The sequence below is a fragment of the Deltaproteobacteria bacterium genome, from assembly GCA_016213065.1.
In the GTDB taxonomy this organism is placed as follows: Bacteria; UBA10199; UBA10199; order SPLOWO2-01-44-7; family SPLOWO2-01-44-7; genus JACRBV01.
Genome location: JACRBV010000147.1, coordinates 1 through 9,432, shown reverse-complemented (window position 1 = coordinate 9,432; position 9,432 = coordinate 1). Strand labels below are relative to the sequence as shown.

11 protein-coding genes and 1 tRNA gene are annotated in these 9,432 nt (G+C 44.0%); 5 read left to right on the top strand and 7 right to left on the bottom strand.

Annotation, left to right across the window (positions count from 1 at the left end; all coding sequences use genetic code 11):
* Window positions 1–140 (top strand): transposase domain-containing protein (locus HY877_08825; GenBank protein ID MBI5300373.1); only part of this gene is annotated, 140 nt, incomplete at its 5' end.
* Between the two features lie 182 nt (window positions 141–322).
* Here HY877_08825 and HY877_08820 read toward each other — a convergent pair.
* The 3 genes from HY877_08820 to HY877_08810 form a co-directional block, all read right to left on the bottom strand.
* A complete protein-coding gene (locus HY877_08820) occupies window positions 323–568 on the bottom strand; it encodes a BrnA antitoxin family protein (protein MBI5300372.1) in 246 nt (81 codons plus the stop codon).
* Complete coding sequence (locus HY877_08815; GenBank protein MBI5300371.1) at window positions 543–842, bottom strand: BrnT family toxin; 300 nt, start codon at window positions 840–842, stop codon at window positions 543–545. The genes HY877_08820 and HY877_08815 overlap by 26 nt, the downstream gene beginning before the upstream one ends.
* A 111-nt stretch (window positions 843–953) precedes the next feature.
* Window positions 954–1,025, bottom strand: a tRNA-Gln gene (locus HY877_08810).
* A 72-nt stretch (window positions 1,026–1,097) separates the two neighbouring features.
* Between HY877_08810 and HY877_08805 the strand changes: the two genes are divergently transcribed.
* Together HY877_08805 and HY877_08800 are read left to right on the top strand one after the other, a co-directional pair.
* The gene (locus HY877_08805) at window positions 1,098–1,343 is read left to right on the top strand and encodes a hypothetical protein (GenBank protein ID MBI5300370.1); all 246 of its coding nucleotides are present in this window, start codon (window positions 1,098–1,100) and stop codon (window positions 1,341–1,343) included.
* Window positions 1,344–1,461: 118 nt separating this feature from the next.
* Entirely contained in the window at window positions 1,462–2,649 is a 1,188-nt protein-coding gene (locus HY877_08800; GenBank protein MBI5300369.1) for a hypothetical protein, read from the top strand.
* Window positions 2,650–2,731: 82 nt separating this feature from the next.
* On the opposite strand, the gene HY877_08795 is transcribed toward HY877_08800, so the two are convergent.
* A complete protein-coding gene (locus HY877_08795) occupies window positions 2,732–5,185 on the bottom strand; it encodes a 1-acyl-sn-glycerol-3-phosphate acyltransferase (protein ID MBI5300368.1) in 2,454 nt (817 codons plus the stop codon).
* 190 nt (window positions 5,186–5,375) lie between these two features.
* On the opposite strand from HY877_08795, the gene mutL reads away from it, so the two are divergent.
* Window positions 5,376–7,172, top strand: a complete 1,797-nt coding sequence (mutL, locus tag HY877_08790; GenBank protein ID MBI5300367.1) for a DNA mismatch repair endonuclease MutL — start codon at window positions 5,376–5,378, stop codon at window positions 7,170–7,172.
* Window positions 7,169–8,107 carry a tRNA (adenosine(37)-N6)-dimethylallyltransferase MiaA gene (miaA, locus tag HY877_08785; GenBank protein ID MBI5300366.1) on the top strand — a complete coding sequence of 313 codons (939 nt, stop codon included), beginning with the start codon at window positions 7,169–7,171 and terminating at the stop codon, window positions 8,105–8,107. The genes mutL and miaA overlap by 4 nt, the downstream gene beginning before the upstream one ends.
* Here miaA and HY877_08780 read toward each other — a convergent pair.
* From HY877_08780 to HY877_08770, 3 genes are all read right to left on the bottom strand, one after another.
* Complete coding sequence (locus HY877_08780) at window positions 8,089–8,514, bottom strand: PIN domain-containing protein (GenBank protein ID MBI5300365.1); 426 nt, start codon at window positions 8,512–8,514, stop codon at window positions 8,089–8,091. The two genes, miaA and HY877_08780, sit on opposite strands and share 19 nt — an antisense overlap.
* Window positions 8,511–8,717 (bottom strand): hypothetical protein, encoded by a 207-nt coding sequence (locus tag HY877_08775; protein ID MBI5300364.1) that lies wholly within the window; start codon window positions 8,715–8,717, stop codon window positions 8,511–8,513. The genes HY877_08780 and HY877_08775 overlap by 4 nt, the downstream gene beginning before the upstream one ends.
* 114 nt (window positions 8,718–8,831) lie before the next feature.
* Complete coding sequence (locus HY877_08770; GenBank protein MBI5300363.1) at window positions 8,832–9,245, bottom strand: hypothetical protein; 414 nt, start codon at window positions 9,243–9,245, stop codon at window positions 8,832–8,834.
* Window positions 9,246–9,432: the final 187 nt, after the last annotated feature.

Here is a 9,432-nt window from a genome sequence, read left to right as displayed (position 1 = left end):
TCCTGCAAACAGCAAGAGGTAACGGACTTGAGCCCTACGCCTACATGCGGCACCTGTTGACAGAACTCCCCAAATCCCAAACCGCAGATCAAATCGAAAAACTCCTGCCTCACAAAATTGATTTCAAGATTTTAAAATAAACGCAGAAGGATTCGCTGATCGCTTACGGAACAGATCTTATGCAGGGTTTTGATTGGGAGATCCTGTTTAGTCAAAATAAGATACGAATTCTATAAGTGTTGAGCCATCTCTATGTGTTCAATCACCTAGATGACTATCGAACTTTTTTGATGAATGGAGAAGGACAAAGATTGCTCAATAGTCAGCTTTTACGAATGGCGTAGCGTTGAGCGTACCCGCGCAGGACCTCACGCATCATTCTTTGATATTTTCCCCCAAGCTTGTCCGCCATTGCTTTAAAGAATTCGAGGCTTCCTCTATCTACTGTTAAGGTTACTTTGACTGTCTCTTCAACGGCCGCCAGTTTTTCCGGCGGTGGCAACAAGTCAGAGATCTCTCTCAATTCCCCAATAGGCTGATCTTCAATTTTGCTTTTTCTTTTTTTCATAAAATTTTCTTCCTTTCCGCCAGAAACCGGCTCCAATAATTCGAATTTTACTTCCTCGATAAGTGAATCTTACAGTGGCGATCCTGTTTCCGACTTTACCTATACAAAACGATCTTTCTTCTATTTTGCTGTGCGCCTCATCAACGGCAATAACACGGTTCGGGTCAAAAAAAGCTTGTGACGCTTCTGCGAAACCAATCTTGTGAACCTGTTTGTTATAGGCTTCTTTTTCTTCATCCCAAACAAACGAACCGTGTGTCACTAATCTAGCCATATAGAAGTATGGCATTTATATGGATGATAAGCAATGCTTTTGCAAGGAAGAAAAACGGGTAGGACAGTTGGTTGAAAAGGAAATTATTTGTCTTCTAACAAAAATTTTTTGTTCGGGGGCTAGGAATCGAACCTAGAAAGTCAGAGTCAGAGTCTGAAGGCTTACCAGTTAGCCGACCCCCGAATGATTGCTGGTGATCCCATAAGGAATTTAGACTTTTTCTTCAATATGAAAAGTGGTAACCTTTTTTTAGTCATGGATTCAAAAACTTTTAAAAAACTTTTCGAAGAACATCGCGATAAAATTTCGGAGGCGTGGATCAAGCTTTCCGATGCCGATTTGGAGATGATTAATGGCAATTTGGACCTCTTTTTGAAGACTGTTTCCGGTGTTTATAAGGTCCCGATTGAGGTGATTTTGAAAGAATTGGAGGCGGTCCAAAAAAATATTGACGAAGGCATTAATACTGATTATTCGCCCCGTCTTGATCCTCGGGAATAAATCCACCAAAAAACACAATAAAAATCAATAGGATAGAAGGCTCTTTTTTATCCATTTTTATCTTAAAAAAGACGCAACTTTTCAGGGGTTTGTGACGAAAATACTAATAGATGCAGTTATGTCTACTGAACCTGTAAAACCAATAGCAATTGCGCCTGTTTCTGTTTCGGAAGAAACATCGCCGCAAGAATCACCACGCCTTCCAAAAATTCGGGATATTCGCGACTTGGCGTGGGATTTTCTTTCCCGTCTTTTTTATTTCGGCAACTCTGCTGATCGTTATGCTCCTCCGGTGCCGGTTTTTTCTCCTGTCCAAGAAACATACACGATAGATGCAAAAGGTTTGCAATCAAGTGTCCGACGTTTTGAAGAACCGAAACATGAACTCATTTTCCCCGATGTTATTATCGTTGGGAAAAAGAAAAAAAGTGGGGCGCCGATAGTTGTTGCTACAAAAGAAGAAATCAAAACGGAAGTACCTAAAAAAGATCAAAAGATTTTAGCGAAAGCAAAAAAAGTGAATTTGCCGACGACGTCTCCGATGGCTATGTCTGCTGAAACAGAAAAGAAAAAAGTTGCCGCCAACGCTTTGTTGTTAAGTAGAACAGACACAAATTTTGCTTTGTCTATTTCGATTGATCCAAGAAGTTTTTCCGCACGTTCTGTTCAGGGCGCTTATCTCTTCTCTCCAGATTCTTCAGAGAATTCAGTTCGTGTAATAATTAGAGAAGCCGTAGCCCAAATGGTGGGAGGTCTGGAAGATCATCACGCATGGATTGCCGAGATTTCTGTTTTTGTTATTGGTCCATGGTCTATGGTCCATAGTCCATTGTCCGATTTCCCCGGTCTATGGTCCGTTTCACCCCCAATGTCCCCTCAAATTTTAAACAAAGAACTGCCGGTTAAAATTGCAGATTTTGGGAATAGGATTTTGTCAGACCGTGATGATGCAGACCCAATGCCTTCTCCCAAAAAATTTGCATTTGATGTTTCTATTACTTCTATATCGGCATCGAAAAGAGGCAATAATGCGGGTGCTGAAGTTTCAAACCCTCTGTCGACTACACAAGAATCTGTTTTGTCTTCTGAATCTCAGGTTACCTTTGTTGGTTTCCCGGTATTGGCATCAAATGGTCCTGTGACAATGGCTCCGAGCCAATCTTCACACCGGACAGATCCGTTGGTCCTCGCCAGTACCGATCCGGAACCTTCCCAGAATGGAGATCAGGAACAAAGTAACAACAAAGATCAGGGAAGAGAAAATCCGGGACAAGAGGACGGCGAAGACGAAGAGTTCCCTACTTGAAAAAGTAGTATAGCCAGCGAGCTTTGCTCGCGTGAGGGGGAGGCTCCAACGGCTTTGCCGTTGGAGGGGGCGACGCGAGCCCCTATAAATCGAGCAGTTTTTCCAATTCCAATTCCATTTTTCTTGTTTCACTCGACTCGGCCTCAAAAAACCCCAATTTTTTGAAAGACTGAATCGCGTTTTCAAAAATTCCCTGAGAAATAGATTCGGGATATTGAATCGTTCCCAACATTAGTTGGTGTTTTCCATACAATAACATCGCCTTGATCAGATTTTTTTCGTCGTACGGTTGTGTCGGCTGGAGCAGATAAGTTCTCCACGCCACACTGTAGGCTTCAATATAATTGCGAAGAAGCGTGCTGTAACCTTTAAGCAGAATTCGGCCTTCTTTTAGAACTTTAATCTCTCCATCGTGATATTCAATCAATTTTTTTTCCTGAAGATAACAGCAGAGCTTGTCCAAGTGCTGGCTCAAGGGGAGTCGTGTGCTGAAACGGAATTCATACACAAAGAGTTTTTGCAGATAGGCGTACTCCTCAACAAGAGTGCTCAGCGCAAATGTGTCATTTTTTTGTGCCAATAAAAGATTGGACCACAGCGCAAGAGAGACAAAATAATGAATCGTCACATTTTTGAAAAAATCGAGCTCGAGACGTTTCCCCGGAGAAATTTCAAAAAAAGTCTGTTCAAAACCATTGTGACGTTTGATGAGTCCGGAAGATTCAAACTGATGAATGGCTTCCTGAAAAGCTCCTTCGGGACTCTTGTTGAGGGTGTCGGATAGTTTTATATAGGGCTTGGAGCGGAGATAGTGAAAGAGTTCGCGAAAAATAAATTCAACTTTTTCGGTTGTGATCCCCAATTTGTCGGTTGTCAGCAGACTGCTGGCAACCAGTGCTTGCGGGATGATGACAACTTGCCGGTTGATGGCGTGACTAATTCTTTGCGAGAGTCGTTCAATGATTTCCGGTTTTTTAATTTCCCAATCTCCCTCGGGAACTTCAGAAGCAACTTGTTGCCACGAAATCGGTTCGTCAAAATTAACATAGATTTTTCCATAACGTCCCTTCAAAAATCTTGTCAGCTTGAAAAGGTCCCGCGTTTTTTCTTTTGCTTTTGGTTTTCCCTCAATTTCCGCGAGATAGGATTTTTGTTCCAAAACTTTATCGTAGGTGATGCTGACCGGAAGAAAATGAAGATCGGGAACTACGTTGGTGGCCATGACATCCGAATACATTGATAGCATGCCAAGCTTGGGGTGTCTTAATTTCCCCGTGCGAGAACGGCCTCCCTCGATAAAAAATTCCTGCGGATAGCCTTCCTGAACAAGCACGCTCAGATAATTCTGAAAAACTTTTTTATAAAGGCGGTTGCCGCCAAAAGTGCGCCGAATAAAGAACGCACCGTTTCTGCGAAAATAAAATCCGAGCGGCCAGAAGGATAGATTAATTCCAGCGGCTACGAGGGGGCTTACAATGTCATTTTGATAACAGATATGCCCCATCAATAAATAATCAAAATGCGAACGATGATTTGGCACCAAAATCGTGGGCCCCTTGCTCAATAATTTTTTCAAATTCTTCAATCCTTCATGATCAACATGGATTCCCTCAAAAAGATTGCGGCTGATGAGATCAACACATGCGGCGCTAAATTCGAGATAGGAAGAGCGAAAGTCGGCGGTGATCTCCTTTGCGTAACGGTTAGCGAGCCGTTTTACAGAAGCAACCGGTTTATTTTTTTCCTTTGCGATTTCATAAATTGTCTTTGCAAGATCATTGTCTTCGAAAATTCTTTCTATAAACCAGCTTTGCGGACGCACAGGAGGACCGGTGAGTCCTCTCTTCTCCACTTGAAGAGAACCCAGAATTTTCTGGTAAAGATTCAAACTGGGATCGTCACCGACACTGGATAAAAAATCCTGAAGAGAAATCGGTTCTCCAAAACGCACCACCGCTTGTCTGCGAAAATGTCGGAAAAAAAGAATCACCTTGCGCCATTTGCCCGGGTGTTCGTTTTCACCAAAAATAGCCTCAAAAAAGGAGGCTTTTTCCCGCTTGGGGCGCCTGTCCCAAATGAGTTGTTGGGGGATTACAAAAATCGGTGTTGGAGAAAGAGTCTGAGTCTCCAAAATGGTACTCAAAAGATCTCGCATGGGTGTGGAGATGTAACTTGGATCCGTTGCATCCAGCGAGAGGAGGGCGCTTCTTCCTTCCAGTAAAAGATTTTTAAAGTAACCACTTAGAAGAGGATGTGGAAATTCCTCATGTTTTTTAAGGAATTGGATGCGTTGACTATAGTTTTGCTTGATCCATCCCAAAGGAAGCCACCGGCGTACCCGAAGGCAATTATTAAAGTCGGCCAGCGGAAGTTTTTGCTTCAAACAAATCGAATTGAAAACATTATAGTCCAGTTGGCCCAAATCGACCGTGACATAGACAAAGGTTCCTTGTCCTACTTTTAGCTTCAGAGCATCCAGATTCGATTCATCCAGACGAATATGGGGAGTGACGCGTCTGATGAGATGCTTATGCAAAAAATTTCCCTCGTCAAACATGTGGCTTATATACAGATCGGTCAATGTGTTGGTGTCTGGGAGGGAAAGGGACGCTTCCAAAGATTGCGCGGAACGGGATCTAAACAAGCGAAGAAAAGAGCTTGCAACCTTTTCAAAAGTTGTGGGATAGGCTGTGAACATATCCGTATTTAATACATTTTTTATTTCTATGTCACGAATTCATATTCTACCGCAGATATTGGCCGACAAAATTGCCGCTGGCGAGGTGGTGGAACGCCCAGCATCCGTGGTTAAGGAATTGGTCGAGAATGCTTTGGATGCGGGGGCGAAACATATTCGCGTTGATATCAGGGGCGCAGGAAGGGAACTGATTCAGGTGACCGATGATGGTTGCGGGATGACTCTGGAAGAAACAAAACTTTCCATTCAGCGCCACGCCACGAGCAAAATCAAAGAGGAGTCTGATCTTTTTTGCATTGCCACACTGGGATTTCGTGGCGAAGCACTTCCTTCCATCACCGCTGTTTCGCAGTTGACTCTGGAGTCAAAACCGCAAGGCGTTTTAGAAGGATCGCATGTCTCTGTGCGTGGTGGTGAACTTGTTGAAGCTCGCGCCGCCGGTTGTCCTGTGGGAACTAAAATCGCGGTATCTGAACTTTTCTACAACACTCCGGCCCGGTTGAAATTTTTGAAATCCGATGGTGTGGAGTTGGGGCATATTTCCGATACGCTAATCCGGTTGGCTTTAAGTCGATGGAGAGATTGTGGTTTTGATTTATATGTGGATGGCGTGCAGAAATTATCTTCTGTTTTGACAAAAGATCCACTGCCTCGTCTGAAAGAATGTCTTGGAAAATCTTTTCTCGAAGATCTGGTTTTCGTACGTGAAGAAAATCCGGAGATAAAACTTTCAGGTTGGATTTCCCATCCACGTCAGACGTCGGGGAGTGCCAATGCCATTTATTTTTATTTGAACGGTCGATTTTTAAAAGACCGCGTTTTGCAACATGCCTTGACCGCCGGTTTCAGTGATTTCCTCATGAAGGGGCGTTATCCTAAAGCGGTTTTGTATTTGGAAATGAATCCTGAAGAAGTCGATGTGAATGTTCACCCAACCAAACGGGAAGTCCGCTTTGTGCGCCCGCAAGCGGTGCATCAGTTTATTGAAAGGGCGGTCAGGAAAGTGGTGCAGAAACAGATTTACGCCAGTGCAGATTCCCCCGCCTCTCCTTTTGAAGAATTTAGCAAGTTTGTCATTCCCGCGAAAGCGGGAATCCAGCCTGTTTTAACAGTGACTGGATCCCCGATTAAAGCATTCGGGGATGACAAACTGACTTTAGAATTTTCAAAAAATCGCATTCAACAAGCCGTTGGGCGATTTTACGGTTTTAAACAAGTGGCAACGCCTCTTTTTTCTAAGTCCTCCTTCTCCGATTTTCGTGTTTTGGGATCGTTTGCCAATACTTATATTTTGTGTGAATCGGCGGATCACAAACTTGTTTTGGTCGATCAACATGCCGCTCATGAAAAAATTGGTTTTGAAAAATTAAAAAGGGATGTGGCGGCGCGAGGGACTTCTTCACAGAGACTTTTGATGCCTCTCACATGGGAGGCGAATCCGAAACAGGCGGCGGTTTTAAATCTTCATCTTAAGGAATTGCAAAATGTTGGTTTGGAAATCGAGCCCTTTGGTGGCGAAACTTTTGTCGTGAAAGAAATTCCCACTTTGTTGGCCGATATTTCCATTCCCGATTTATTGGCAAAGATTACGGAAGAATTGGAAACTTTTGAAATATCAGTCGCCGTTAAAACAGCGACAGAATTGATTTTGAAAACGATAGCCTGCCATGCCCAAATCCGTGCCAAAGATAAATTGTCTCCCGAAGAGATGCGACATCTTTTAGTGGAGATGGATCAATACAATGCCAGTCATTGCCCGCACGGCCGCCCAACGACCGTTGAAATATCTCTAACCCAAATCGAACATTGGTTTAAACGGATATGAGAAAGCAATCAGCGGTCAGCTGTCAGCTGTCAGCGGAAACAAACATTATTATTCTCTGTGGGCCGACAGCGGCGGGAAAGAGCCGTGTTGCTCTGGAGATTGCGGAAAAATTAAATGCTGAAATTATTTCCGCCGATTCACAACAGGTTTGGCGCGGACTGGATATCGGCACGGCCAAACCAACGCCTAATGAACAAAAAAAAATACCGCATCATTTGATCGATGTTGTGGGCCCCGGTGATAAATTCGATGTCTCCCAATACGTAACCTTGGCAGATCGGGCCATTAAAGAAATCAGAGAACGCGGCAGACTCCCGTTGGTTGTGGGTGGCACGGGTATGTATCTGCGTGTTTTGCTCCACGGTTTGTGTGAGGCGCCTCCACAGGACAAAGCGATTCGTCAAAAGTTAACGGAGGAAATGCAGGAATTTGGTCTCCCCGTTTTGTTTGAGCGTTTGCAAAAAATTGATCCTAATACCATCAGAAAAATTCATCCCAATGATCCCACCCGCATCATCCGCTCCTTGGAAGTTTATGAAATGACCGGTTACCCTCTTTCTCATTTTCATGAAAAACACCGTATTGAAAAACCGCGCTACGAAGCTTTACAAATTGGTATTGATTGTGACCGGAAAATTTTGTGCGAAAGAATTTCTGCGCGTGTTGATGCCATGTTAAAAGCCGGATGGTTGGAGGAGGTGAGAGCTCTCTTGAAAATTTATGACGCCGATTCTCAAGCCATGCAATCAATCGGATACAAACAACTGATAGCCCATCTTCAGGGAAGATATTCTCTGGAAGAAGCCATCGCGGAAATAAAAAAACAGACCAAGGCTTACGCCAAACGCCAGATGACATGGTTTCATTCGGATAAAAGTGTGGAATGGATAACCCAAGAAAATGCCGTTGCATTTATTCAGACGCTAATACATTGAAAATCGATAAAACGGCGAATCAATCCAAAATCTTTGTTGTTTTCCGTAAGAAGAGTTGCACCCAAATTTTTGCAGGCCAAGGCGATCAGGCAGTCGTTGATCAATCTGCTTTTTTTGATCTGCTCAAAACCATGTTTTTTGCCGATTTGCGACAGCGTATATCCGCACCAGAACCAGTCTTCCTCTGTGGGCGTAACGAGGCGTAGATCATTTTTGAAATGTTGTCTCATCTTGAGGATGACTTCTCTTTCTTTTGTGCTGAATGCCCCGGCCAGCAATTCTGCAATAATCACGCTGGTACAATAAACCGTCATTTTTTCTGAATCGAGAACCGAACCAATGGTATTTTTGCCCCTGAAAAAATTGATATAAACGGAAGTATCGATGACAAGAGTGCGAAACTTCATGATTCCAGTTTGCTCTGGTCCATATTTTTGATGGCAGGAAGTTTTCCTTTAAGGCTTTTCAGGAAATGGTTCAAATGGTCGTTAACGACAATCATATTCAGCGCTGTGTCAACTGCCTCAGTGTCTGTTTTAACGCCGAGGATTTTTTTTGCTTTTTTGATTTTTACCGGATCTAGAAGAAATTGTTTTCTGACTGTTGGCATGGAAAACCTCCTTATGTGTATAAAATAACAATGGATACACATCGTGTCAACCCGAAATTGTTCTTTTGTGAGAAAAGTCCGGGGTATCACGGATACCCCGGATCATATTGTTTCCTATCGGCACACGCCGTTGGAGCAGGCGTTGGGGCAAACGGTTGTGTTGCTGATGGCGTGACGTCTGTCAGGGCCGCAGGCATATTGTTTCAGTGTGTGTTCATCTTCGCAAACGTCGTTATGTTGCTGGCATTTTTCTCCGCCATGACCATCAGGCACGAGGGCGATGACAGCGCCGGCAAAACCCGGGTCATCCGCGCGATCGGTGTCTACGCATTGATAGAAGCGGCAGATACCATCTGGATTTGAAGGAATATCCTGACATGCTCCGTCCAGACAGATTTTTCCGGGGCCGCAGGGAATCTCTTGGTAATGTAGTCTGTTGTCGGGGCCACAGATTGTTTCTCTTACAGTTGTTCCGTCTGGGCAAAAGTCAGCATTACCTGAAGATGTGGTTCCTGCCGCGTTGGTCACAGTCACACTTCCTTGTGTGTTTGGATCACTTCCGTCCGAATCCGTACATATGGGCTCAACGGGAGTTCCGGTAATGCATACCCCGTCTCGACAGATTTTTCCGGGGCCGCAGGGAATCTCTTGGTAATGCAGTCTGTTGTCGGTACCACAGATTGTTTCTCTTACAGTTGTTCCGTCTGGGCAAAAG

What these genes read in the sequence shown, in the direction of transcription:
- HY877_08820 (MBI5300372.1), bottom strand. Translation starts at nt 568, where the DNA reads ATGAAAAAAAGAAAAAGCAAAATTGAAGATCAGCCTATTGGGGAATTG.
- HY877_08775 (MBI5300364.1), bottom strand. Translation starts at nt 8,717, where the DNA reads ATGCCAACAGTCAGAAAACAATTTCTTCTAGATCCGGTAAAAATCAAA.
- miaA (MBI5300366.1), top strand. Translation starts at nt 7,169, where the DNA reads ATGAGAAAGCAATCAGCGGTCAGCTGTCAGCTGTCAGCGGAAACAAAC.
- mutL (MBI5300367.1), top strand. Translation starts at nt 5,376, where the DNA reads ATGTCACGAATTCATATTCTACCGCAGATATTGGCCGACAAAATTGCC.
- HY877_08780 (MBI5300365.1), bottom strand. Translation starts at nt 8,514, where the DNA reads ATGAAGTTTCGCACTCTTGTCATCGATACTTCCGTTTATATCAATTTT.
- HY877_08815 (MBI5300371.1), bottom strand. Translation starts at nt 842, where the DNA reads ATGGCTAGATTAGTGACACACGGTTCGTTTGTTTGGGATGAAGAAAAA.
- HY877_08805 (MBI5300370.1), top strand. Translation starts at nt 1,098, where the DNA reads ATGGATTCAAAAACTTTTAAAAAACTTTTCGAAGAACATCGCGATAAA.
- HY877_08800 (MBI5300369.1), top strand. Translation starts at nt 1,462, where the DNA reads ATGTCTACTGAACCTGTAAAACCAATAGCAATTGCGCCTGTTTCTGTT.